This is a genomic window from Citrobacter sp. Cpo109 (assembly GCF_030332565.1).
Lineage (GTDB): Bacteria > Pseudomonadota > Gammaproteobacteria > Enterobacterales > Enterobacteriaceae > Citrobacter > Citrobacter portucalensis.
This window is the reverse complement of record NZ_JAOWHQ010000042.1, coordinates 214,791-238,384: the sequence shown is the minus strand read 5'-3', so window position 1 is coordinate 238,384 and position 23,594 is coordinate 214,791. Positions and strand designations below refer to the sequence as shown.

23 protein-coding genes are annotated in these 23,594 nt (G+C 52.0%); 9 read left to right on the top strand and 14 right to left on the bottom strand.

Going from position 1 to position 23,594, the window contains the following annotated elements; all coding sequences use genetic code 11:
* Positions 1 to 141: 141 nt before the first annotated feature.
* The 3 genes from prc to msrC all read right to left on the bottom strand — a co-directional run bounded on the left by prc (position 142) and on the right by msrC (position 3,490).
* Positions 142 to 2,190, bottom strand: coding sequence for a carboxy terminal-processing peptidase (gene prc / locus OGY71_RS02665; RefSeq protein ID WP_048235216.1), 2,049 nt, complete (start codon positions 2,188 to 2,190; stop codon positions 142 to 144).
* A 19-nt stretch (positions 2,191 to 2,209) separates the two neighbouring features.
* Positions 2,210 to 2,896: an RNA chaperone ProQ gene (gene proQ / locus OGY71_RS02660; protein ID WP_003833781.1), complete on the bottom strand. Its 687-nt coding sequence runs from the start codon at positions 2,894 to 2,896 to the stop codon at positions 2,210 to 2,212.
* 96 nt (positions 2,897 to 2,992) lie between these two features.
* Entirely contained in the window at positions 2,993 to 3,490 is a 498-nt protein-coding gene (msrC, locus tag OGY71_RS02655) for a free L-methionine (R)-S-oxide reductase MsrC (RefSeq protein WP_003833782.1), read from the bottom strand.
* A 128-nt stretch (positions 3,491 to 3,618) separates the two neighbouring features.
* Between msrC and yebS the strand changes: the two genes are divergently transcribed.
* From yebS to OGY71_RS02630, 5 genes are all read left to right on the top strand, one after another.
* On the top strand, positions 3,619 to 4,902 hold the full coding sequence (gene yebS, locus OGY71_RS02650) for a membrane integrity lipid transport subunit YebS (RefSeq protein ID WP_286612794.1): 1,284 nt from the start codon (positions 3,619 to 3,621) through the stop codon (positions 4,900 to 4,902).
* Complete coding sequence (locus OGY71_RS02645; RefSeq protein ID WP_063940870.1) at positions 4,871 to 7,504, top strand: PqiB family protein; 2,634 nt, start codon at positions 4,871 to 4,873, stop codon at positions 7,502 to 7,504. Before yebS ends, OGY71_RS02645 begins: the two co-directional genes overlap by 32 nt.
* Positions 7,505 to 7,586: 82 nt before the next feature.
* Positions 7,587 to 9,008: a 16S rRNA (cytosine(1407)-C(5))-methyltransferase RsmF gene (rsmF, locus tag OGY71_RS02640; RefSeq protein ID WP_286612792.1), complete on the top strand. Its 1,422-nt coding sequence runs from the start codon at positions 7,587 to 7,589 to the stop codon at positions 9,006 to 9,008.
* A 100-nt stretch (positions 9,009 to 9,108) separates the two neighbouring features.
* Positions 9,109 to 9,345, top strand: a complete 237-nt coding sequence (locus OGY71_RS02635; protein ID WP_029139506.1) for a YebV family protein — start codon at positions 9,109 to 9,111, stop codon at positions 9,343 to 9,345.
* Between the two features lie 102 nt (positions 9,346 to 9,447).
* Entirely contained in the window at positions 9,448 to 9,639 is a 192-nt protein-coding gene (locus tag OGY71_RS02630) for a YdfD/YebW family protein (RefSeq protein ID WP_003833789.1), read from the top strand.
* Here OGY71_RS02630 and pphA read toward each other — a convergent pair whose 3' ends face one another.
* The 4 genes from pphA to yobA form a co-directional block, all read right to left on the bottom strand.
* Entirely contained in the window at positions 9,640 to 10,281 is a 642-nt protein-coding gene (gene pphA, locus OGY71_RS02625) for a protein-serine/threonine phosphatase (RefSeq protein WP_003833791.1), read from the bottom strand. It lies immediately after the preceding gene.
* Positions 10,282 to 10,693: 412 nt separating this feature from the next.
* Positions 10,694 to 11,032 carry a YebY family protein gene (locus OGY71_RS02620; protein WP_003833793.1) on the bottom strand — a complete coding sequence of 113 codons (339 nt, stop codon included), beginning with the start codon at positions 11,030 to 11,032 and terminating at the stop codon, positions 10,694 to 10,696.
* A gap of 20 nt (positions 11,033 to 11,052) precedes the next feature.
* On the bottom strand, positions 11,053 to 11,925 hold the full coding sequence (gene copD / locus OGY71_RS02615) for a copper homeostasis membrane protein CopD (RefSeq protein ID WP_218667370.1): 873 nt from the start codon (positions 11,923 to 11,925) through the stop codon (positions 11,053 to 11,055).
* A 3-nt stretch (positions 11,926 to 11,928) separates the two neighbouring features.
* Positions 11,929 to 12,303 carry a CopC domain-containing protein YobA gene (yobA, locus tag OGY71_RS02610; protein WP_003833799.1) on the bottom strand — a complete coding sequence of 125 codons (375 nt, stop codon included), beginning with the start codon at positions 12,301 to 12,303 and terminating at the stop codon, positions 11,929 to 11,931.
* A 143-nt stretch (positions 12,304 to 12,446) separates the two neighbouring features.
* Between yobA and OGY71_RS02605 the strand changes: the two genes are divergently transcribed.
* The 3 genes from OGY71_RS02605 (at position 12,447) to exoX (ending at position 14,126) form a co-directional block, all read left to right on the top strand.
* On the top strand, positions 12,447 to 12,677 hold the full coding sequence (locus OGY71_RS02605; RefSeq protein ID WP_003833800.1) for a DNA polymerase III subunit theta: 231 nt from the start codon (positions 12,447 to 12,449) through the stop codon (positions 12,675 to 12,677).
* Between the two features lie 106 nt (positions 12,678 to 12,783).
* Positions 12,784 to 13,440 (top strand): carbon-nitrogen hydrolase family protein, encoded by a 657-nt coding sequence (locus OGY71_RS02600; protein WP_003833801.1) that lies wholly within the window; start codon positions 12,784 to 12,786, stop codon positions 13,438 to 13,440.
* A 23-nt stretch (positions 13,441 to 13,463) separates the two neighbouring features.
* Complete coding sequence (gene exoX, locus OGY71_RS02595; RefSeq protein WP_003833802.1) at positions 13,464 to 14,126, top strand: exodeoxyribonuclease X; 663 nt, start codon at positions 13,464 to 13,466, stop codon at positions 14,124 to 14,126.
* Here exoX and ptrB read toward each other — a convergent pair.
* The 4 genes from ptrB to yebG form a co-directional block, all read right to left on the bottom strand.
* Entirely contained in the window at positions 14,117 to 16,171 is a 2,055-nt protein-coding gene (ptrB, locus tag OGY71_RS02590; protein ID WP_196776255.1) for an oligopeptidase B, read from the bottom strand. The genes exoX and ptrB overlap by 10 nt on opposite strands.
* Positions 16,172 to 16,257: 86 nt before the next feature.
* Entirely contained in the window at positions 16,258 to 16,917 is a 660-nt protein-coding gene (locus tag OGY71_RS02585) for a tellurite resistance TerB family protein (RefSeq protein WP_003833804.1), read from the bottom strand.
* Positions 16,918 to 17,011: 94 nt separating this feature from the next.
* Positions 17,012 to 17,365, bottom strand: a complete 354-nt coding sequence (gene yebF / locus OGY71_RS02580; protein ID WP_003833808.1) for a protein YebF — start codon at positions 17,363 to 17,365, stop codon at positions 17,012 to 17,014.
* A gap of 121 nt (positions 17,366 to 17,486) precedes the next feature.
* Positions 17,487 to 17,777, bottom strand: coding sequence for a DNA damage-inducible protein YebG (gene yebG / locus OGY71_RS02575; protein ID WP_003833810.1), 291 nt, complete (start codon positions 17,775 to 17,777; stop codon positions 17,487 to 17,489).
* Positions 17,778 to 17,909: 132 nt separating this feature from the next.
* Between yebG and purT the strand changes: the two genes are divergently transcribed.
* A complete protein-coding gene (gene purT, locus OGY71_RS02570; RefSeq protein ID WP_003833812.1) occupies positions 17,910 to 19,088 on the top strand; it encodes a formate-dependent phosphoribosylglycinamide formyltransferase in 1,179 nt (392 codons plus the stop codon).
* Between the two features lie 67 nt (positions 19,089 to 19,155).
* Here the strand turns inward: purT and kdgA are convergent, their stop codons facing one another.
* The 3 genes from kdgA to zwf all read right to left on the bottom strand — a co-directional run bounded on the left by kdgA (position 19,156) and on the right by zwf (position 23,352).
* Entirely contained in the window at positions 19,156 to 19,797 is a 642-nt protein-coding gene (gene kdgA / locus OGY71_RS02565) for a bifunctional 4-hydroxy-2-oxoglutarate aldolase/2-dehydro-3-deoxy-phosphogluconate aldolase (protein ID WP_003034901.1), read from the bottom strand.
* A 34-nt stretch (positions 19,798 to 19,831) separates the two neighbouring features.
* The gene (gene edd, locus OGY71_RS02560) at positions 19,832 to 21,643 is read right to left on the bottom strand and encodes a phosphogluconate dehydratase (protein ID WP_003833815.1); all 1,812 of its coding nucleotides are present in this window, start codon (positions 21,641 to 21,643) and stop codon (positions 19,832 to 19,834) included.
* Positions 21,644 to 21,876: 233 nt separating this feature from the next.
* Complete coding sequence (gene zwf / locus OGY71_RS02555; protein WP_003833817.1) at positions 21,877 to 23,352, bottom strand: glucose-6-phosphate dehydrogenase; 1,476 nt, start codon at positions 23,350 to 23,352, stop codon at positions 21,877 to 21,879.
* Positions 23,353 to 23,594: the final 242 nt, after the last annotated feature.

Genomic DNA, 23,594 nt, shown 5'->3' with positions numbered 1-23,594 from the left:
CGTATGGGTCTTATGACTATTTTCAAGCATCCATAGGTGCTAAGTCACCAGAAAGACACAACTTTACATTTTATCGTATCAGACTGACGTCTTCATGCACTTGTTAAAAAAACAGGCACAATTTCTTGTGCCTGTTCGAGGTTATTGACTGGTTGCGGGCTGTTCCGCTGGCTTTTCTTTTTCAAGATGCGCCAGGTCGAGCGCGATTTTTACCGTTTCATCCAGGTATGGATCCGGCTCCTGGTAATCCTTCGGTAGATCGTCCAGTTTCTTCAGCAGCGGTTTGCCTTCACGCTTGAACCGATCGTTAATACGCGCCAGACGCATTGCGTCATCTTCGTTATTCTCTTTTTCACGCTGAGCGTAATTCAGAGAAGCGATGTTGCGCTTATCCTTCATCGCATTGAAACGCGCAATGTCCTTCATGATGTACTGGAACTCAGGATCGTTCGCAATACGTGCATTGTGCTCTTTCAGCAATTCAGGTCCGAACGGCGTCAGATTATCTGACTTGGTGTAGGTCGCCGCATCAATGCTGTCCCACGGCAGCGCGTTATCTTCAAACTTCTCGCCGGTTTCAGTTTCTTCATTACCTGTCGGCATGATGATATCTGGCGTAACACCCTTACGCTGCGTGCTGCCACCGTTTACGCGGTAGAATTTCTGGATCGTGTACTGAACAGAACCCAGCGCTGGCCATTCCGGACGCAGCATCTGATCGTAAATACGGTTCAGGGAGCGATACTGCTGAACTGTGCCTTTACCGAAGGTGGGTTCACCAACGATCAGCGCTCGGCCATAATCCTGCATTGCCGCAGCGAAAATCTCTGATGCTGAGGCGCTGAAGCGATCGACCAATACCACCAGCGGGCCTTTGTAGTACACAACGCCGTCGGTATCGCTGTCTTCACGCACTTTACCGTTATTGTCACGAACCTGAACCACCGGGCCGGATGGAATGAACAGACCGGAAAGCGAAACCGCTTCGGTCAGCGCTCCACCGCCGTTGGTACGCAGATCTATGATGATGCTGCTGACGTTCTGTTTTTCCAGTTTCTGCAACTGGACTTTGACATCATCAGTCAGGCCTACATAGAAGCCAGGAATATCCAGTACGCCAACTTTTTCTTTGCCGACGGTTTTCACGGACATTTTAACGGCGCGGTCTTCGAGACGGATACGTTCACGCGTTAGCGTCACGGTGCGCGTCTTGGTACCTTTGCCGGCAGGCAGAATTTCAAGGCGTACCTTGCTGCCTTTAGGCCCTTTGATCAGTGCCACGACATCATCCAGACGCCAGCCAATCACATCGACCATGCCCTTGCCCGTCTGTCCGACGCCGACAATACGATCGCCAACGCTGATCGCTTTGCTCTTGGCTGCCGGACCACCTGCCACCATGGAGTTAATGACGGTGTAGTCATCATCCATCTGCAGAACCGCGCCAATACCTTCCAAAGACAAGCTCATTTCAGTATTGAACTGCTCGGTATTGCGCGGAGAGAGATAGTTAGTATGCGGGTCGATTTCACGGGCGAACGCTGTCATCGCCAGTGAGAACACATCTTCGCTGTTGGTCTGTGCCAGACGGCGAATCGCAAATTTGTAGCGGCGCGTCAGCGTTTCGCGGATTTCCGCATCGGTTTTACCGGTCAGCTTCAGGCTGAGTTCGTCAAATTTAACCTTGCCGTCCCACAGCGCATTAAGCTCTGCTTCGCTCTTCGGCCACGGCGCTTTGCTTCGGTCGAGGTTAAAGGTGTCGTTACCGGTGAAATCCATTGGACGTGCCAGTACGCTTAATGCGTACTGATAACGTTCAAATCGGCGTTTTTGCGCCAGATTATAGAGATCGTAAAAGACATCCAGCTTGCCGGTGCGCAGTTCATCGCCGAGGACCGTTTTCTTTTTTGCATACTGTTCGATATCGCTCGCCAACAGCACGTTGTGGCTGTAGTCGAGCAAATTCAAATAGCGGTCAAAAATTTTTGCCGAAAACGCCTGATCCAGATCGAACTGGCGATAGTGTGATCGCGTAAAACGCGACGTCACACGTTCGCTTACCGTCGCATGCTGGGTTTCTTCCTTTAAAACGGGGATTTGATCGGCACGCGTGATGTCTTCCACAGCAAGTGCCTGGCCTGCTAATGCAAGCAGACCAGCTAACGCAGTAAGCCTAAAAAAAGTGTTCATGCCAGGCCTGGCCTCCGTTTCAGAACACCAGGTGTTCTGCGCGTACAATCAAAGACATACCCGAATTCAGCTGTACACGGACGCCATCTTTGGTGATTTCTAATACGGTGGCATCCATCGCATTATTTCCTGCTTTCACCTTCAGAGACTGCCCTACCGTCAGTACTGAAATATCAGATACCGGGGTATGCTGTTCTTCGCGAGGAGCACGCGGTGCTTTTGCTGCTGGTTTTTCAGCGCGAGGTTTACGCTCAGCACCTTCTTTACGACGCGGTGCAGGACGCGGCTTACGCTCGCGACGCGGTGCGTCTTCTTTTTCACCGGCGGCAGCGGCCGCTTCGCGTTTTTTCGCCTGTTGCTCTGCGCGTTGCGCCTGAACACGGGCTTTAGCTTCTTCCAGCTGTTTGCGAGCATGTTCAACATGTTGTTCATCCAGCTCACCACAAGGGTTGCCGTCGAGATCAACACGCGTTGCGCCCAATTTAACGCCATACAGATAGCGCCAGCTTGAAGTATAGAGACGTAAGGCAGAACGGAGCTGAGTCTTGCTGAGGTTCATTTCACCCTCAACACGCTCTACCAGATCCTGAAAAATGCCAATTTTCAGTGGGCGCGCTTCGCCTTCCGCACTAAAACACTGCGGGAAGCGTTCGGCCAGAAACGCGATGACTTCTTTACTGCTATTCAACTTAGGTTGATTTTCCATGAAATTTCCTGATTACAACGGACGTAGCCAACAAGCGCAGGCATGAACAGGCGACATTATAATGACGTCATCAGTAATTGCTACGTTATCCGTTGATTATCCTGCGACGCGCGCAAAGAATTTTTTGTAATCCGTCGTTGCAAGCACGGTTTCAAGCTGTGCCACAAGCGTACGCAGACCTTGTTCATCTTCTTCAGTAAAGCGGCCAAATGCCGTGCTATCAATATCCAGCACGCCTATTATCTGATTGTCGACAGCGATCGGCAGGACGATTTCAGCATTGCTGGCGGCATCACAGGCGATGTGCCCATCAAAAGCATGTACGTCCTCAATACGCTGAACCTGGTTCTGCGCCACTGCGGTACCGCACACACCGCGCCCTACCGGGATCCGCACGCAGGCAATTTTGCCCTGGAAGGGACCAAGCACCAGCGTATCGTCCTCAAGCAGGTAAAAACCGGCCCAATTCACTTCTGCAAGACGCTCGTACAACAATGCGCTGGTATTCGCCAGCGTTGCCAGAAAACTGGTTTCACCTGCCATCAATGCCTGAAAATCACGGTTCAGATCCGTGTATAGCTCTATTTTGTTCATTATATAATCACTTAGTTGTCTTACTTAAAACTGCAGCCTACTAAAATAAACATTAAATGCGTTAATGCTCAAGATCATTCCCGTCATGAGTTAAGATAACATTACTTCAACAATTTGATTCGCGATACATGGCCTTAACGACAGCACGCATCACGCCAACTAAAAAAATAGCCATCAGGTCCATCGGTGAGGCACTACCTCGTGCACATTATCACCGCTGCCCTGAATGTGACCTGATATTTAGCTTGCCTAAAATGCGTTCGCACCAAAGTGCCTTTTGCCCACGCTGCCAGGCAAAAATTCGTGACGGACGCGACTGGTCGTTAACGCGACTGGCGGCCATGGCTTTCACCATGTTGCTGCTGATGCCCTTTGCCTGGGGAGAGCCACTCCTGCACATCTATTTATTAGGCGTGCGCATTGATGCCAATGTGATGCAAGGCATCTGGCAAATGACCCGACAAGGTGACCCCCTTACCGCCTCCTTCGTGCTTTTTTGCGTCGCTGGTGCGCCGCTAATTCTTGTGACTTCAATCGCTTATCTGTGGTTTGGTAATATTCTCGGGATGAACCTGCGCCCGGTGCTGCTGATGCTGGAAAGGCTCAAAGAGTGGGTGATGCTCGATATTTACCTGGTGGGTATCGGTGTCGCATCAATCAAGGTTCAGGACTATGCTTTTTTGCAGCCTGGCGTGGGGCTGTTTGCTTTTATTGCGCTGGTGATCCTCAGTATTTTGACGCTGTCGCATCTTAACGTTGAACAGCTTTGGGACCGTTTCTACCCGCAAAGACCGGCTCGTCGGCCCGATGATAAGCTCCGCGTCTGCCTTGGCTGCCATTTTACAGGTTATCCGGACGCCCGCGGTCGCTGCCCCCGCTGCCATATTCCGTTGCGCTGGCGCAGAAATCAAAGTATCCAAAAGTGTTGGGCGGCTCTGCTGGCCTCGATTGTCCTGCTTTTACCCGCTAACCTGCTGCCCATCTCGGTAATTTATGTCAACGGCGGCCGGCAGGAAGACACAATCCTGTCAGGCATAATGTCTTTGGCAAACAGTAATGTCGGCGTAGCGGCGATCGTGTTTATCGCCAGTATATTAGTGCCATTTACCAAAGTGATTGTGATGTTTACGTTGCTATTCAGCATCCACTTTAATTGTGAACAAGGGTTGCGCACCCGTATAAAACTACTGCGTATGGTGACCTGGATTGGCCGCTGGTCGATGCTGGATCTCTTTGTTATCGCGTTAACCATGTCGCTGATAAATCGCGATCAGATACTTGCTTTTACTATGGGACCGGCTGCGTTTTATTTCGGCGCAGCGGTAATATTGACTATTCTTGCTGTGGAATGGCTGGACAGCCGCTTACTTTGGGATGCACATGAGTCAGGAAACGCCCGCTTCGCAGACTGAAGCGCAGATTAAAACAAAACGCCGTATCTCCCCTTTCTGGCTGCTGCCGTTCATCGCGCTGATGATCGCAGGATGGCTTATCTGGGGAAGCTATGAAGATCGTGGCAATACCGTGACCATTGACTTTATGTCTGCGGACGGCATTGTGCCAGGCCGTACTCCCGTTCGCTATCAGGGCGTTGAAGTGGGCACGGTGCAGGATATCAACCTCAGCAAAGATCTACGCAAAATTGAAGTCCGCGTCAGCATCAAATCGAGCATGAAAGATGCTCTGCGCAAAGATACCCAGTTCTGGCTGGTCACGCCGAAGGCGTCGCTGGCTGGGGTTTCTGGTCTGGATGCGTTGGTTGGCGGCAATTATATCGGCATGATGCCCGGTACTGGCGAGGCAGAGGATCATTTCGTCGCCCTCGACACCCAGCCCAAGTATCGTCTGGATAATGGCGATTTAATGCTGCATCTGCGCGCCCCTGATCTCGGATCGCTTAATAGCGGTTCACTGGTTTATTTCCGTAAGATTCCGGTGGGCAGGGTCTATGACTACACCATCAACCCGAACCATCAGGGCGTAACCATCGATGTATTGATTGAACGTCGCTTCACCAATCTGGTGAAAAAAGGCAGCCGCTTCTGGAACGTCTCCGGTGTAAATGCGGATGTCAGCCTTAGCGGTGCGAAGGTAAAACTGGAGAGTCTGGCGGCGCTGGTCAACGGTGCCATTGCTTTTGATTCACCCGAAGACTCAAAACCTGCTGCGGCAGACGACACGTTTGGTCTATATCAGGATCTCGCGCATAGCCAGCGCGGAGTAATCGTCAAGCTTGATTTACCCAGCGGAGATGGACTCAAAGCAGGCTCAACATCGCTGATGTATCAAGGATTAGAAGTCGGTCAGCTCACAAAACTGGATTTAAACCCAGGCGGTAAAGTCACCGGCGAAATGACGGTCGATCCCAGCGTCGTAACGCTACTGCGTGACAACACACGAATTGAGTTACACAGCCCTAAATTATCGTTAAGCGATGTGAATCTCAGTTCGCTGCTGACAGGTAAAACTTTCGAGCTGGTACCTGGCGAAGGCGAGCCGCGTAACCAGTTTGTCGTTATCCCCGCTGAGAAGTCATTGTTACACGACCCAGGCGTCATGACGTTTACGCTGACAGCGCCGGAGAGTTACGGTATTGATGCTGGCCAGCCGCTAATTCTTCACGGCGTACAGGTCGGTCAAGTGATTGAGCGTACGCTTTCCAGCAAAGGCGTCTCATTTACCGTTGCTGTTGAACCACAGCATCGTGACCTGGTGCAGGGTGACAGTAAGTTCGTGGTGAACAGCCGCGTGGATGTCAAAGTTGGACTTGATGGCGTGGAGTTCCTTGGCGCCAGCGCCAGTGAGTGGCTCAGCGGCGGCATTCGTATTTTGCCCGGAACCAAGGGCGAAATGAAAAAAAGCTACCCGCTTTACGCTAACCTGGAGAAAGCCATTGAAAACAGCCTGAGCGATCTGCCAACCACCACGGTCAGCCTGAGCGCCGAAACGCTACCTGATGTGCAGGCCGGTTCGGTGGTGCTTTACCGCAAATTCGAGGTCGGTGAAGTGATTAGCGTTCGTCCTCGCGCCGATGCGTTTGATATCGATCTGCATATCAAACCGGAATATCGCAACCTGTTGACCAGCAACAGCGTGTTCTGGGCCGAAGGCGGAGCAAAAGTTCAGCTTAACGGCAGCGGATTAACCGTACAGGCATCTCCCCTTTCACGCGCGCTTAAAGGGGCGATTAGCTTCGATAATTTAAGCGGTGCCAGCGCCAGCCAACGTAAAGGCGACAAGCGTATTCTGTATGCTTCGGAAACCGCCGCGCGTGCGGTCGGCGGCCAGATAACGCTGCATGCGTTCGATGCCGGTAAACTCGCTGCAGGCATGCCGATTCGCTACCTGGGAATCGATATCGGCCAGATCCAAACGCTTGAGCTGATCACCGCCCGTAACGAAGTTCAGGCAAAAGCGGTTCTGTACCCGGAATACGTGCAGACCTTTGCGCGAAGCGGTACCCGTTTCTCTGTGATCACCCCACAAATTTCGGCAGCGGGCGTGGAGCATCTGGATACAATCCTGCAGCCGTATATCAACGTTGAACCCGGACGCGGTAATCCGCGCCGTGATTTTGAGCTGCAGGAAGCCACCATTACCGACTCTCGTTACCTCGATGGTCTGAGTATTGTGGTTGAAGCACCAGAAGCAGGTTCGCTGAATATCGGAACCCCGGTGTTGTTCAGAGGTATTGAAGTGGGGACCGTCACTGGGCTGACGCTGGGCTCGCTTTCCGATCGTGTGATGGTTGCCATGCGCATTAGCCAACGCTATCAGCATCTGGTACGCAACAACTCCGTGTTCTGGCTGGCATCCGGCTACAATCTCGACTTCGGTTTGACCGGCGGTGTCGTGAAGACTGGTACCTTCAACCAGTTCATTCGCGGCGGCATCGCCTTCGCGACTCCACCAGGTACACCGCTGGCACCTAAAGCACAGGCAGGTAAACACTTCCTGTTGCTGGAAAGCGAACCGAAAGAGTGGCGTGAATGGGGCACCGCCCTGCCACGTTAATGTATCCACTGCTCCGGCGCGAGTACGTACGCCGGAGCAGTTATGCTACACTGCGCACCTGTTTTTTTGCCGGTGGTACCAAGTGGCTTATTTTCCCAACGCCTTTCTGACTCAAATGCGTGAAGCAATGCCTTCCACGCTCTCATTCGATGAATTTCTCGCTGCCTGTCAGCGCCCGTTGCGCCGCAGCATTCGCGTCAATACGCTGAAAATCTCCGTTGCCGATTTCCTCGCGCTGACAGCACCTTACAACTGGTCTCTCACTCCGGTTCCCTGGTGTACGGAAGGTTTCTGGATTGAACGCGATGATGAAGAGTCAGTGCCGCTCGGCAGCACCGCAGAACATTTAAGCGGCCTGTTTTATATTCAGGAAGCCAGCTCAATGCTGCCAGTCTCCGCGCTGTTCGCCGAAGGCAATACCCCGGAACGCGTAATGGATGTTGCGGCAGCCCCCGGCTCCAAAACCACGCAAATTGCCGCAAAAATGAATAATCGAGGCGCCATTCTGGCGAATGAGTTTTCTGCCAGTCGCGTCAAAGTCCTGCATGCCAATGTCAGCCGTTGCGGGATAGCCAACGTCGCCCTGACCCATTTTGACGGACGCGTATTTGGCGCTGCGTTGCCGGAGTCATTTGATGCCATATTGCTCGACGCACCGTGTTCCGGTGAAGGCGTGGTGCGTAAAGACCCTGATGCGCTAAAAAACTGGTCTGTAGAAAGTAATCTGGAAATTGCCGCGACCCAGCGCGAATTACTCGACAGCGCCTTCCACGCCCTGCGTCCCGGTGGCACATTGGTTTACTCGACCTGTACGCTTAATCGTGACGAAAATGAAAATATCATGCAGTGGTTGATTGAGACCTATCCTGATGCCGTCGAGTTTTTACCTCTGGGTGATTTATTTCCGCAGGCCGAACGCGCCCTGACGCCGGAAGGATTCCTGCATGTATTCCCGCAGATTTACGATTGCGAAGGTTTCTTCGTTGCGCGTTTGCGCAAAACAGCTGCAATCCCTGCACTACCTGCGCCGAAGTACAAAGTCGGAAACTTCCCGTTTAGCCCGCTTAAAGGACGCGAGTCCGCGCTTGTCACGCAAGCCGCGAGCGCTTGTGGACTGCAGTGGGAAGATAATTTGCGCCTGTGGCAGCGCGATAAAGAGATCTGGCTGTTCCCGACTGACATTGAACCTCTGATTGGCAAGGTTCGCTTTTCTCGACTCGGGATCAAACTGGCTGAAACCCACAACAAAGGGTATCGCTGGCAGCATGAGGCCGTTATCGCCCTCGCCGATCCGAACCACAGCCATGCATTCGAGCTGACCCTTGCCGAAGCGGAAGAGTGGTATCGCGGTAGAGATGTTTACCCGCAAACCGCACCGACGAGTGACGACGTACTGGTTACGTTCCAGCATCAGCCGATCGGTCTGGCAAAACGCATTGGATCGCGACTGAAGAATAGCTATCCGCGCGATCTTGTCCGGGATGGCAAACTCTTTATGGGATAACGCACGTTTTTACTGGCGCTTTTGCTAACGTTGACTACGCTGAAAAATGGACGGCCTAACTGGTCGTACCACAACCAGCAAATTAACGGAGAGCACGATGATGAAAACCAGTGTGCGCATTGGCGCTTTTGAAATCGACGACGCCGAGTTACATGGCGAATCGCCGGGGGACCGAACGTTAACCATTCCGTGTAAATCCGATCCAGATTTATGTATGCAACTGGATGCCTGGGATGCCGACACCAGCGTCCCGGCCCTGTTGAACGGAGAACATTCAGTACTATTTCGCGAACACTACGATCGTAAGTCAGATGCCTGGATCATGCGCCTTGCCTGATTCAAAAAGAACCCGTCGCCAGACGGGTTATTTCTTGGTTAATTTCCCTCACCTATCAACATCTTCTACACTACAGGTATGGCTTTACCATTTGAGGATGGAATGTTCACGCTGGTTCTTTTTGTGTGCTATCTGGATGGCGGTTGTGAAGATATCGTGGTTGATGTCTACAAAACTGAGCGGCAGTGCCTGATATCGATGGACGATCAACGTATTCGTAACGGCGGATGTTTACCTGCGGACGACTACATCGACAGTTTCTGGCATCCGGCCCAGGAATACAGCGATTTTTGATTATTGCAGTTGTACCAGCGTTAACTCGCCGCCGAATACAGCGCCGGTATCAATATAGTGTAGATTCTCGCGATCCAGCCGATGGCGCAACGGCGTGTGGCCAAACCAGAAGTGATCCGCGCCGCGAATCGCACAACCACTGTTCATCAGTCTCGAGCGGTCCCACAGCACGCGCTGTAAATCGATCTCTTTTAGCCACTGATAATCATCATCCGGGTAATCGGCATGAGCAATAACGTGTATACCGTTCTGACAATGCAGCTCCAGAATCCAGGGTAACTGCCAACACCCTTCAAGAGCAAATTTCGCTGCCGGTTGCTCCGCCTGCTCGAACCACGAGCCACCATTCATAAACCACATGAATTGATCCCCCGTCGCCAGCGCGTCCAGCGCCATCTGTTCATGGTTCCCCCTGACCGCGACAATCCAGCGTTTACGCAGTAGTTTCAGACAACGCAAACTGTCTGGTCCACGGTCGATAACATCCCCCACTGAAACCAGCAGATCCTGCCAGGGATCAAAACGGTACTGGCGCAGTTTAGCCATCAGCATCGAGAAGCATCCGTGGATATCCCCAACCACCCAGACGTGACGCCACTGCGTACCGTCGATTCGTTGATAGATATTGCCAGGTCGTCCCATGTCGCCTCCAGATTACAAGGGTACCTGATTATAATTTTAGCAATGATGGTAAAAAAGCCTGGACGATCGTGGGCAGGAGTATGGTATGGTTTATGGAGAATGCAGCATGCAATACGCCGTGTTTTGCCCTGGATGGCATCGCATTCGCCACATAAAAAGAGACCGAATACGATTCCTGTATTCGGTCCAGGGAAATGGCTCTTGGGAGAGAGCCGTGCGCTAAAAGTTGGCATTAATGCAGGCTAAGTTACCCTGCCATTTAAGAATAGATGACAGCGCCAGGTTTTCCAGTCCGCGGCTAAAGTGGCCGGAAAAAAAGGACGTTTGTTACGCATCCAAACGCAAAAACCGCAAGTTCTCCTGCGAGATCCTTGCGGTTTTTTATTGGAAATCAGAGCGCTACATCTGACAATTAACAGAGCTTTTCTGCACGCTCTACAAACGGTGCCAGGCTCATTTTTTCGCCCGGTTTCGCCGGATCATCAATCTGGATAATCTCTATCGGCTTTGCCGTGGTTTTTCCGCTCTCCACCTGCTGTCTGGCGACATCATTCAACGGGTATTGCACCAGCGTACTGGGATTGATGACATACAGCGCGTTACCTGGACGGCAGGTCAGCATCACCTCTTCCCGATTAAACGCCCACTTATCTTTGCCAACCTCAAAACGGCTGACGGTAATGACCTGCGGCGCAGCCAGCGCGGCTCCGGAGCTTGCCAGGAGTAATAAAGAGATAATGATTTTTTTCATGCGTTTCGCCAGTCCATCAATCAGAAAGGTTCGAGGGTTGCAAACAGGCTGACAATCGCCAGAACAACGGCTCCTATACCCCATTCCAGCTTGGTCATCCAAATAAAATAGAGAGTCATGCCGCGGTTATCCTGCCGCATGCGTGGTACCAGAACATACCGATTCACCAGCGCAATCGCCACCATTAGCATGACCAGGGCACCTTTTAACAAAAGCAGTCGCCCGTAAGCCATGTGCCAGGGAACAGAAAAACCGACAATAAACAGCGCATTCATAATACCGGTTAGTAAAACACCGATAACGAAAAGATGTCCATAGCGTGAGAAGCGCATCATGGTACTGATGGCCTGTTCCCGCCAGCGACCTTGCGCCATTCGCATACAGTAAAGTACGGGCAGCAAACCGCCGAACCAGGCGGCTGCGCATACCAAATGTAAAGCGTGGTTAACCTGCTGGATTGCGCCAGGGATACCGCTGTGCAGCGTCGCATGTCCGACGCCAGCCAGCAAAATAAACTGCGCAATAGCCAGCATTAACAGTAGTCGCGGCATACTGCGCGGCACCATGATGGTCACCACCAGCGTGACCAACGCGAGGATAATCTGCCATAACCAGACGCCACCAAATTGCGTTTGCAACACGGCGAGCCAAACGTCAGTAGAGACAACATCCCGCCAGCCTGAGCCCATTAACCCACCCTGAATCGCCAGCATCAGCGTCGCGCTGATAAAGCTCCACGTCGCAGCATGCCGTTGCAGACGTAAAAAACGACGCATCATTAAACGACGAACCGAAACGGGAGCCAGCCATGCGCCGTAAAGCGCACAGCCAAACACCAGCATCAAAGCGGTAAAATGGATAAACCGTAGTGCAACCCAGGTAAATGCCAGCATTGGTTATTTCACGCTAAAGGTATATTGCCCCTTCGTCTTGTGACCATCCACGGAGACAACGTGCCAGTCGACCGTATATTTTCCTGCTTCAAGTGTTTGATCAAGCGGAACAATCAGCTGCGTTTTGTCCTGCTCACTGCGCGATGCCTTGCCCGTTTTGATCTGTTCTTTGTTAGGACCGGTCAGCGTTGCACCGCTGAATCCCGGCTCTACGCCTTCAGAAAAATTCAGCGTCAACGCCTGAGGAGATGCCGCAACTTCAGCGTTAGCCGCCGGACTTTGTTTTGTGAGGTGGGCATGCGCCAATGCCGCAGGTGTTGCCAGAACGCTGGCGAGTACGATGAGCGCGTTGCGAAGCATAGATGCAGATGAAGCCATTTCAACTATTCCTTTTTGTTATGTCTAACCTGTAGAGAATAACCTTCTACAATGGTCGAGTCGAGAATCATCATTTCTGTCTTGCCATTAACGCACACTCTTAGTAACTTTGCGCGCCGAAAGACAGAGAAAAGGAAAAGCCCATGAACATCAATCTGGCCAAACTTGAGCAAGCGGAAATGGATAAGGTCAATGTCGATCTGGCTGCGGCTGGAGTGGCATTTAAGGAGCGATACAATATGCCCGTTGTTGCAGAAGTTGTTGAACGCGAACAGCCAGAGCATTTACGCGACTGGTTCCGCGAAAGACTCATCGCGCACCGTCTGGCATCCGTTACGCTTTCACGTTTACCATACGAGCCTAAAGTTAAATAAAACTTATATTACGTTACGATTCCTTACATGACGCCTGCTACAGTATAAGCATATTCTTAATCCACACATTAAGGATGGTTGTAGACACTATGAAAAGGAAATCATTATGTCATACTGGAAAATCGCAGCAGCACAATACGAACCTCTTCACACCTCAGTTACCGAACATGTCGCGCATCACCTGCAATTCATTCATGCGGCAGCTCAATGCCAATGTGAATTGCTGGTCTTCCCTTCCCTCTCATTGCTGGGTTGTGTTGATGAGAATGACGCGCTTCCTGCCCCACCCGATGAAGCGCTGTTAGAACCTCTCGCACATGCCGCCGCGACTTATCGCATGACGATAATTGCGGGACTACCGGTAGAACATAACAACCGGTTCGTGAAAGGCATTGCGCTTTTCTCTCCCTGGATGACTTCGCCATTAACCTTCCATCAGAGCCACGGGGCCTGTATTGCCAGACAGCGAAATGCCATCAGCGTTGTAGATAGCCAACCGGAAGGCATTGATATCGACCCGGCTTTTTCGCTGTTCACCAGCTGCCAGTCGGTCAGTGAACCGGAACTGCTCTCCTCTACATCTCGCCTACAAAGTTTCTCACATAAATTCGCCATCGCGGTATTAATGGCCAATGCGCGGGGTAGCAGTGCGTTATGGGATGAACGAGGTCGATTGATTGTTCGCGCAGACAGCGGTTCGTTGCTGTTAACCGGCCAACGCACGCCACGGGGTTGGCAAGGTGATATCATTCCATTACGCTAGTCGTTTTGGGTCAGGAGCATGGCATGTTGCGCATAATAGATACAGAAACCTGTGGTCTACAGGGAGGCATTGTTGAAATTGCTTCTGTCGACGTGGTTGACGGAAAAATAGTCAACCCCATGAGCCACCTGGTACGCCCTGACCGCCCCATCAGCCCACAAGCAATGGCTATCCATCGCATTACTGAAGCAATGGTGGCCGATAAGCCATGGATTGAAGACGTCATCCCGCAGTATTACGGCAGCGAATGGTACGTGGCGCACAATGCCAGCTTTGACCGCCGCGTATTGCCCGATATGCCCGGGGAATGGATTTGCACCATGAAGCTCTCCCGTCGGTTGTGGCCGGGGATCAAATACAGCAACATGGCGTTGTATAAATCGCGCAAGCTGAGCGTCCAGACACCAGCGGGTCTCCACCATCACCGCGCCCTGTACGATTGCTACATCACTGCGGCACTGCTGATCGACATCATGCAGACGTCAGGCTGGACAGCCGATCAAATGGTCGATATTACCGGCCGTCCCGCCTTACTCACTACTTTCACTTTTGGTAAGTACCGCGGAAAACCGGTATCAGAAGTGGCTGAACGCGATCCGGGCTATCTACGTTGGTTATTTAATAACCTTGACAATATGAGCCCGGAACTACGATTAACGCTAAAACACTATTTGGATCACGCCTGAGCAGGCAGTGTTCCCTGCGCCAGTCCAATCAAAAAAGCGTACTCAAGGGCCACGCCTTCGTAAGATTTAAAACGCCCGGATTTACCGCCGTGTCCGGAATCCATATCCGTGCAAAGTAGCAGCAAACGATCGTCCGTTTTCAGCTCACGCAGTTTTGCCACCCATTTTGCTGGTTCCCAGTATTGCACCTGGGAATCGTGTAATCCCGTCGTGACCAGCAGATGTGGGTATGCCTGCGCGGTTACATTGTCATACGGGCTGTAGCTTTTCATATAGGTGTAATACTCTTCGTCCTGCGGATTACCCCACTCTTCAAACTCACCGGTCGTCAGGGGAATTGATTCATCGAGCATAGTGGTTACCACATCGACAAACGGCACCTGAGCAATAACACCATGGAAGCGTTCCGGGCGTTCATTAATGGCGACGCCCATTAACATGCCTCCGGCGCTTCCGCCCATGCCATAACATAACTCAGGCGCGCCATAGCCCATTTTTAGCAGCGCATCACAGACGTCGAGGTAATCATTAAAAGTATTTTTCTTGTGCAGAAACTTACCGTCCTCGTACCACTGTTGTCCTAATTCACCACCACCACGCACATGGGCAATAGCATAAACAAAGCCGCGATCCAGTAAGCTCAAACGGCTGCTGCTGAAATCGGCATCCATGCTGGCGCCATATGAGCCATAGCCATAAACGAGTAACGGATTTTTTCCTTTCAGGAGATACTTTTGATGATAAACCAGCGAAACCGGAACCTCGGTGCCATCACGCGCAGTTATCCATAGGTGTTCGCTACGGTAATTCGCCGCATCAAATCCGGGGACCTCCGTCTGCTTAAGCACACGACGTTCCCCGGTGTCCATATCCAGTTCAAACAACGTGTCCGGGGTGGTCATGGAGGAATAACCATAGCGCAGGCGCGATGTCTCAGGCTCTGGATTATAGGCAAGCCAGGTCACATAAGCCGGATCGTCAAAGGCGATCCCGACCACTTCGCGCGTTTTACGATTAATCTGTCGTAGGCTGGTTAAGCCCCGCTGACGCTCTTCTACCACCAGCCAGTCAGTGAATAGCGTAAAGCCCTCCAGCATCACGTTGTCGCGCGCTGGGATCAGCGTCTCCCAGGCTTGCTCATCACGAACGCGGGTACGATACAGGCCGAAATTTTTCCCCTGACGGTTGGAGCGCAGATAAAAATTGTGTTGATAGTGATCGAGACTGTATTCATGGTCTTTGCGTCGCGCTAAAAAGACCAACGGTTCGGCATCCGCCAGTTCTGCGTCAAGCAGTAAAACCTCACTGGTGGTCGCACTGGCGATATGAATAACCACATAGTGTAGCGAGGTGGTTTTATGCAGGCTGACATAAAACATATCATCGGCTTCTTCATACACCAGCTCATCCAATGACGATGGCGAGCCGACCGTATGTCGCCACACCTGATACGGCAATAACGTTGTTTCGTGCTTGCGCACGTAATAGAAAGTCTGAGAATCATTCGCCCAGACCAGATCCGCTTCGACGTTTTCCAGCACTTCCGGATACCAGTTGCCGCTTTGCAAGTTGCGAAAACGCACGCCATATTGCCGGCGAGAGAGATAATCTTCCGCCAGCGCCATGATGGTGTTATCCGGAGATATCGCCAGTCCACCCAGCGTATAAAACTCGCTGTGTGCCGCGCGCTGGTTCCCATCCAATAGAGTATCCCAATCATCCCACTCTTCACTGAGGGCAGACTGACGCTGATAAATAGCATATTCGCACCCCGGTTCATAAATATGCCGGTAGCGATAACCATTCTTCACATAGGGGGCTGATGCATCCTGAGGCGGGATACGGTCGATAATCTCTTTCAGGACGCGATCCTGCAAAGCCTGCTGCGAGGCCATAACCTGGCGGCCATACGCATTTTCTTGTTGCAGATAATCCAGCACTTCTGGCTGCGAGCGGGTGTCATCTCGCAGCCAGTAGTAATTATCAACACGAGTATCGCCATGCTGCGTCATGGCGTGAGGAATACGAGAAGCTTTTGGTAGCATGTCATTGTTCTTTTGCTTAAACATCCTATAAGGGTGGCAAAAGACAGCAATGATGCAAGCGAAACATGCGCCTTAGCGGTAAGTAATTAACCCGGTAAAGCCTGTTTTTGTTCTTTGAGATCCTGTTCAATGCCTTCACGAACATCCTGCGGGATCTTCAACGCATCGCCCAGCGCATTGAGATAGCTACGCTCCATAAAGTGGTCGATATCAATCGCCGCACAGCTCAGGAAGTAAATTTCCAGTGCTTCTTCTTCGTTACGGATCCCTTGCGCCAGACGCTGAGGATCTAACGGTTGTTCAATAGCACGTTCAATAAGAACGCGGCCCTGCTCTTCCACGCCCGCTTCACGGAGCTGCTGTTCAATGGCCGCTCGTTCTTTGGCATCAATATGTCCATCGCTTTTCGCCGCAAAAACCAGCGCCAGGATCAGACGCTCGGTGCGCTCATCCAGCGGTGAACTTTGTGCGCCAAACTGCGGCTCATCCTGATGCGCAGCGCGAACCTTATCCTTGTATTTGTTCCATAACACGGTACCGGCAACCGCACCGCCGCCCACCAGAAGCGCGCTGGTGCCGTATTTGCTCAGCAATTTTCGTGAAGATTTGTTGGCAACCAGTAATCCTGCCAGACCGCCTAACGCGCCTGGAACCAGAAGTTTACTCAGCCCTTGCTCGCCAGAAGATGACGCGGAGGATCCTTTTTGCCCAAGAAGAGATTGTAGTTGATTCAGCCAATTAGCCATTTTGCCCCTCAAGTACAGACGAATAATCATCAAAGCGTACCCGAGGGGATGTCAGGAAGTGTTCAGGTCATCAAAAGATGTGCAAATACCTGCGTTACTGCGGCTGATACTCGGCCGTTCCGGCTTTGCAGTCGACTTTCACCAGGTAGTGAATATCTGCGCTTTTACCACGAACCGTCAGGGGAACTGACCATTTCGCGTCTTTGCCCGTAATATCGGGCGTGCTAACCCAGGCGACAGGGTCGGCTTGACCGACGCGTTTTTGATCGTCAGCCCAGCGCGCGATGCGATTTTGCTGATAGTCACGTTTCACGCTTGCCGCAATACCGTCAGCATCCAGTCCTTCGCACTTGGGGAACTGAACATTCTTGCTTTCCATATTTGCCGCAAATACCGATACGCTGGCAGACAATAACAGCAGGCTCAATAACGCTCTTTTTTTATACATTCTTTTCTCCTTAATCTCCCCTTCGTCCTTCAGGTTGCCTGCGGCAACGTGAAATAACGTCAGGAATTGCACAATGATTCAGGGAAAAGCATGGTACAAAACGTCAGGAGCGCAAGTCGTTTCAGGCAGCCTGAGTATCATCCTCAGCGTGCGCATCGTTTTCGACAGCCTGTGGCGAAGGCAGCTTGCCGTTTTTCAGAATGGCGCTCAGCACATCTTTTTGCTCAGCCAGCCACAGGGAGAGAGCTTCACGCTGCTCGTCTTCGAGCGCTACCGGCGATTGCTCCAGCCATGTGTCGAGCAGATCTGCTGTATCCAGCATTTTGTCATACGCATCGGCTTCCTTTTTGCTGGTAAACGACATTTTTTCCTCACCTTCTCGAATGACTACGTATTTAACTTCAACCGCCATTTTTGCAGCCTCTTAAATTAACTGTATTTATGTACAGTATATTCTTTTTAAGCTCTGAAATCAACCTGGTAATAAAGACAGACGCAAACGTTTTCGTATATACTGCGCCCAGATAAAACAGGGGATTAATTTATGACGCTATTAGGCACAGCGCTGCGTCCCGCAGCAACGCGAGTGATGTTATTAGGTTCAGGTGAACTGGGTAAAGAAGTGGCGATTGAATGCCAACGCCTGGGTGTGGAAGTCATTGCCGTGGATCGTTACCCCGACGCGCCAGCCATGCACGTTGCCCATCGCTCCTACGTAATTAACATGCTGGATGGCGAGGCATTACGCCAGCTTGTCGAGCGTGAAAAACCACATTACATCGTGCCGGAAATAGAGGCGATTGCCACGGATATGCTGGTCAAACTGGAACAGGAAGGTCAACACGTTGTGCCTTGCGCACGAGCGACCCAACTGACCATGAACCGGGAAGGAATCCGTCGTCTCGCCGCCGAAGAATTGTCTTTACCTACATCATCTTTCCGTTTTGCAGACACCGAAACACGCTTTCGTGAGGCCGTTGCCGAAATCGGCTATCCCTGCATTGTGAAGCCGGTCATGAGTTCTTCCGGCAAGGGGCAGAGCTTTATCCGTTCAGCCGATCAGCTCACCGAGGCGTGGAACTATGCTCAACAGGGAGGCCGGGCAGGCGCCGGACGCGTTATCGTCGAAGGCGTAGTGAATTTTGATTTTGAAATCACCCTGCTAACCGTCAGCGCCGTTGATGGTGTGCATTTCTGCGCGCCGGTAGGTCATCGCCAGGAAGATGGCGATTATCGCGAGTCCTGGCAGCCGCAGCAGATGAGTGACCTGGCGCTGGCGCGCGCGCAGGAAATAGCCCGCAAGGTGGTACTGGCGCTGGGCGGTCACGGACTGTTTGGCGTGGAGCTGTTTGTCTGCGGTGATGAGGTGATTTTCAGCGAAGTCTCCCCTCGCCCTCACGACACGGGTATGGTGACCTTAATTTCGCAGGATCTATCTGAGTTTGCCCTGCACGTACGTGCATTTCTCGGTCTGCCCGTTGGCGAAATCCGCCAGTATGGACCTTCTGCTTCCGCCGTTATTCTGCCGCAACTTACCAGCCAGAATATCACATTTGATAACGTACAAGCCGCTGTAGGTGCGGGTATGCAAGTGCGTTTCTTTGGCAAGCCGGAAATCGACGGGAGCCGTCGTCTGGGCGTTGTGCTGGCCACAGCACAGAGCATTGAAGATGCGGTGATACGCGCGAAAGACGCAGCCGCACAGGTGAAAGTCGCAGGATAAAAACCAGACCCGTAGGCCGGATAAAACATTGATGCCGTATCCGACCTACGGTTTACGCATTAACGGCTTACTGCTTCGCGCCTTCTACTGCTTCACGAGCCAGCTTGGTAATACGATCGTAATCACCCGCTTCCAGCGCATCCGCCGGAACCAGCCAGGAACCACCGATGCACAGCACGCTTTTCAGTGCCAGGTAGTCACGGTAGTTCGCCGGAGAGATACCGCCGGTTGGGCAGAAACGCACCTGAGAGAACGGACCCGCAATTGCCTGCAGCGCTTTGGTACCGCCATTTGCTTCAGCAGGGAAGAATTTGAACTCTTTCAAACCGTAGTCCATACCCAGCATCAGTTCAGACACGGTGCTGATACCAGGGATCAGCGGAATAGTACCTTCCGTCGCGGCTTTCAGCAGCGGCTCGGTCAGACCCGGACTGATAGCAAACTGTGCACCGGCTTCGGTAACTTCAGCCAGCTGTTGTGGATTCAGTACAGTACCTGCACCAACGATAGCGTCCGGAACTTCTTTTGCGATCGCGCGAATGGCATCCATCGCACATGCTGTACGTAAGGTCACTTCCAGAACGCGCACGCCGCCTGCAACCAGCGCTTTTGCCATCGGCACTGCGTGTTCCAGTTTATTAACCACGATAACCGGTACAACCGGGCCAGTGGTCAGGATTGCTTCTGCACTTGTCTTCCAGTTTTTCATCAGAGTTTTCTCTCGCCTGATTACAAAATAAGTCTTAAAAAGTGATACAGGTTGCGCCCTGTTCCGCACCGGACAGCTTTTCACGCAACGCGCTGAACATTTCACGGCCTGTGCCCACGCGCGATGCGCTGAGGTCAGGAATGTGAGGCTGACGAGAAGCAAGTTCCTCTTCATCAACCAGCAGCGTCAATTCACCTGTCTGTCCATTCACACGAATGATGTCGCCATCGCGTACTTTTGCCAGCAGCCCGCCATCGTAGGCTTCTGGGGTTACATGGATTGCTGAAGGCACTTTACCTGAAGCACCTGAAAGTCGTCCATCGGTAACTAACGCAATTTTGAAACAACGGTCCAATAATACACCAAGTGGCGGCATGAGTTTATGTAATTCTGGCATTCCGTTTGCTTTTGGTCCCTGATGGCGCACAACGACTACGCAATCACGGTCGAGCAGTCCCGCATCGAAGGCCGGCAATACATCATGCTGACTTTCAAAAACAACCGCGGGCGCTTCAATTACCTGATTTTCTACCGGAACCGCCGACGTTTTCATCACCGCACGTCCGAGGTTACCGCTCAGCACTTTGGTACCGCCGTGGTGGGAGAATGGCTGATCGATGGTAGCAATCACATTGCTGTCCAGCGACTTCGCTGCCCCTTCGCGCCAGTCCAGTTCACCCTCGTTGAGCCAGGGTTCCATGGTGTAACGCGACAAACCAAACCCAGCAACGGTGTTCACATCTTCATGCAGCAGACCCGCATTCAGCAGTTCGCGCATTAACACCGGCACGCCACCCGCTGCCTGGAAGTGGTTAATATCTGCCGGACCATTCGGATACAGACGCGCCATCAACGGCACGATATCGGACAGATCGGAGAAGTCGTCCCAGTTAATCAGAATCCCGGCTGCGCGCGCCATCGCAACCAGGTGCATTGTATGGTTGGTTGACCCCCCGGTCGCCAGCAGCGCGACAATACCGTTCACCACTACTTTTTCATCGATCATTTTACCGATCGGCATCCATTCATTGCCGTTACCGGTCAGACGCGTTACCTGACGAGCAGCCGCGGCGGTCAACGCTTCGCGCAGCGGGGCATCCGGGTGTACGAATGAGGACCCTGGCAGTTGCATCCCCATAAACTCCACCACCATCTGGTTGGTGTTTGCCGTACCATAGAACGTACAGGTCCCCGGTGCGTGATAAGACGCCGCTTCGGATTCAAGCAGCGCCATGCGATCGACTTTGCCTTCAGCATACAACTGACGGATACGCACTTTTTCTTTGTTCGCCAGACCACTCGCCATCGGGCCGGAGGGAATAAAGATCGAAGGCAGATGACCAAATGACAGTGCCGCCATCACCAGACCCGGGACAATTTTGTCGCACACGCCAAGGAATAACGCGCCGTCGAACATATTGTGTGAGAGGCCGACAGCAGCCGACATCGCAATCACTTCGCGACTCAGTAACGAAAGCTCCATCCCATCCTGTCCCTGGGTCACACCGTCGCACATCGCAGGAACACCGCCAGCGACCTGGCCTACCGCATTGGCTTCATGCAGCGCTTTACGAATGATGTCCGGATAATGTTCGTACGGCTGATGCGCGGAAAGCATGTCGTTATAGGAGGTAATGATCGCGATATTGTTACGCAGCATGCTTTTCAGCGAGGCCTTGTCATCTGGCTGGCAGGCAGCAAAACCATGCGCCAGGTTACCGCACGCCAGTTGTGAACGATGAACGGTAGTCGATTTCGCTTGTTCAATACGGGCAAGGTAGGCGGAACGCGTGTCGCGAGAACGTTCGACAATACGCTTTGTTACGCGTAACAAATTCGGATTCATAGAGGCTCCTAAAATTTATCTGTCAGAGCGTTGGATCAACAATGTGTTTCAGTTGGGTTAAAAGCAGCTGAATCGCTTGTTAGCCGTAGCTCAGGGGCAAAATCGTTTCAGGCAGTGTAATAAAAAAAGCCCCGCGGGTGAATCCACGCGGAGCTTAAAAGTGCAAAAATTATTCTACAATCTGTGTTAGATCATGTTACCGGTAAAATAACACCTATGGGCTAGATGATATTTTACTCGAATTCGTTCCAGGAACGACCATCACGGGTAATCATGGCCACAGAGGCAACCGGTCCCCAGGTCCCGGCCTGATACGGTTTAGGTGCGTCGTTGTCCATTGCCCAGGCTTCAGTAATAGAATCGACCCACTTCCATGCTTCTTCAACTTCATCTCGACGCACAAACAGCGCCTGAATGCCGCGCATCGTTTCAAGCAGCAGGCGCTCATAAGCGTCGGCCAGATGCGTTTGGTTGAAGGTTTCGGAGTAGCTCAGATCAAGTTTGGTAATTTGCAGGTTATGCTTGTGATCCAGCCCCGGCACTTTGTTTAGTACCTGGATATCGACACCTTCATCAGGCTGCAAACGGATAGTCAGCTTGTTCTGCGGCAGGTCCTGCCAGGATTCTCTGAACAGGTTCAGCTCAGGCGTTTTGAAGTAAACCACCACTTCAGAGCATTTGGTCGGTAAACGCTTACCGGTACGCAGGTAGAACGGTACGCCCGCCCAGCGCCAGTTATCGATATCCACGCGGATCGCCACAAACGTTTCCGTGTTGCTGCTCTTGTTCGCGCCTTCTTCTTCCAGGTATCCCGGAACTTTTTTGCCCTGGGCAAAACCGGCGGTGTACTGACCACGAACTGTCTTTTCACGTACGTTCGAACGATCGATACGACGCAGTGATTTCAGTACTTTCACTTTTTCATCACGGATGCTGTCGGCGCTCAGATCGGACGGCGGAGACATCGCGATCATGCACAGGATCTGCAGCAGGTGGTTCTGGATCATGTCGCGCATTTGACCGGCCTGGTCAAAGTAGCCCCAGCGCCCTTCAATGCCCACTTCTTCCGCCACGGTAATTTCTACGTGGTCGATAGTGCGGTTATCCCAGTTATTCACAAACAGGGAGTTGGCAAAACGCAGTGCCAACAGGTTCAGTACCGTCTCTTTGCCGAGATAGTGGTCGATGCGGTAAACCTGGCACTCTTCGAAATACTCGCCAACCTGATCGTTGATTTCACGGGATGTTGCCAGTGATGTACCCAGCGGTTTTTCCATCACCACGCGGGCAGGCTTAGCATTCAGCTTTGCTTCACCCAGACCTTTGCAGATCGCGCCAAAGGTGCTCGGCGGCATTGCAAAATAGTTGATGGTGGTACGCGATTTTTGATCCAGCATTTTGCCCAGACGCTTAAACGCGGCGGTGTCGTTGACGTCCAGGTTACAAAACTCAAGACGACCGCTGAGGGTTTCCCACAAACTTTCATCAATTTTTTCTTTCATGAAGGTTTCGAGCGCTTCGCGCACAACCTTGGTATAGGCTGCTTTGTCCCAGTCGGCACGCCCAACCCCAATGATGCGGGTATCCGGGTTAATCTGGCCGGCCTTTTCCAGTTGATACAGGGAAGGCAGCAATTTCCGTCGCGCCAGGTCGCCCTTCGCGCCGAAAATGACCAGATCACATGCCTGGGCTGTTTGCGTTACCGCCATGTCATTCTCCTCAATTAAGTGCCTGGTGCTTTTGCCAGACACTGGTTGTAATTTTATTACAGTGCACTGTACTGCTTTTACGTGAATCCGGAAACCGTAAACGCTTATCCAGCCGTGCTGTTACCGCGAACAGCCGCTTTATTGGCGTATAACCCATCAAAATGGATAAAAAAGTCGTCTTTTTCGTACCCATGAAGAAGTATGAAAATCCGACTCCGATCATGTAATGAAAAAAAACAACA

What these genes read in the sequence shown, in the direction of transcription:
- OGY71_RS02635 (WP_029139506.1), top strand. Translation starts at nt 9,109, where the DNA reads ATGAAAACCAGTGTGCGCATTGGCGCTTTTGAAATCGACGACGCCGAG.
- OGY71_RS02630 (WP_003833789.1), top strand. Translation starts at nt 9,448, where the DNA reads ATGTTCACGCTGGTTCTTTTTGTGTGCTATCTGGATGGCGGTTGTGAA.
- purT (WP_003833812.1), top strand. Translation starts at nt 17,910, where the DNA reads ATGACGCTATTAGGCACAGCGCTGCGTCCCGCAGCAACGCGAGTGATG.
- yobA (WP_003833799.1), bottom strand. Translation starts at nt 12,303, where the DNA reads ATGGCTTCATCTGCATCTATGCTTCGCAACGCGCTCATCGTACTCGCC.
- OGY71_RS02600 (WP_003833801.1), top strand. Translation starts at nt 12,784, where the DNA reads ATGTCATACTGGAAAATCGCAGCAGCACAATACGAACCTCTTCACACC.
- OGY71_RS02620 (WP_003833793.1), bottom strand. Translation starts at nt 11,032, where the DNA reads ATGAAAAAAATCATTATCTCTTTATTACTCCTGGCAAGCTCCGGAGCC.
- yebF (WP_003833808.1), bottom strand. Translation starts at nt 17,365, where the DNA reads ATGTATAAAAAAAGAGCGTTATTGAGCCTGCTGTTATTGTCTGCCAGC.
- prc (WP_048235216.1), bottom strand. Translation starts at nt 2,190, where the DNA reads ATGAACACTTTTTTTAGGCTTACTGCGTTAGCTGGTCTGCTTGCATTA.
- copD (WP_218667370.1), bottom strand. Translation starts at nt 11,925, where the DNA reads ATGCTGGCATTTACCTGGGTTGCACTACGGTTTATCCATTTTACCGCT.
- edd (WP_003833815.1), bottom strand. Translation starts at nt 21,643, where the DNA reads ATGAATCCGAATTTGTTACGCGTAACAAAGCGTATTGTCGAACGTTCT.
- exoX (WP_003833802.1), top strand. Translation starts at nt 13,464, where the DNA reads ATGTTGCGCATAATAGATACAGAAACCTGTGGTCTACAGGGAGGCATT.
- ptrB (WP_196776255.1), bottom strand. Translation starts at nt 16,171, where the DNA reads ATGCTACCAAAAGCTTCTCGTATTCCTCACGCCATGACGCAGCATGGC.
- OGY71_RS02605 (WP_003833800.1), top strand. Translation starts at nt 12,447, where the DNA reads ATGAACATCAATCTGGCCAAACTTGAGCAAGCGGAAATGGATAAGGTC.
- yebG (WP_003833810.1), bottom strand. Translation starts at nt 17,777, where the DNA reads ATGGCGGTTGAAGTTAAATACGTAGTCATTCGAGAAGGTGAGGAAAAA.
- pphA (WP_003833791.1), bottom strand. Translation starts at nt 10,281, where the DNA reads ATGGGACGACCTGGCAATATCTATCAACGAATCGACGGTACGCAGTGG.
- kdgA (WP_003034901.1), bottom strand. Translation starts at nt 19,797, where the DNA reads ATGAAAAACTGGAAGACAAGTGCAGAAGCAATCCTGACCACTGGCCCG.
- msrC (WP_003833782.1), bottom strand. Translation starts at nt 3,490, where the DNA reads ATGAACAAAATAGAGCTATACACGGATCTGAACCGTGATTTTCAGGCA.
- OGY71_RS02585 (WP_003833804.1), bottom strand. Translation starts at nt 16,917, where the DNA reads ATGGCTAATTGGCTGAATCAACTACAATCTCTTCTTGGGCAAAAAGGA.
- OGY71_RS02645 (WP_063940870.1), top strand. Translation starts at nt 4,871, where the DNA reads ATGAGTCAGGAAACGCCCGCTTCGCAGACTGAAGCGCAGATTAAAACA.
- zwf (WP_003833817.1), bottom strand. Translation starts at nt 23,352, where the DNA reads ATGGCGGTAACGCAAACAGCCCAGGCATGTGATCTGGTCATTTTCGGC.
- yebS (WP_286612794.1), top strand. Translation starts at nt 3,619, where the DNA reads ATGGCCTTAACGACAGCACGCATCACGCCAACTAAAAAAATAGCCATC.
- proQ (WP_003833781.1), bottom strand. Translation starts at nt 2,896, where the DNA reads ATGGAAAATCAACCTAAGTTGAATAGCAGTAAAGAAGTCATCGCGTTT.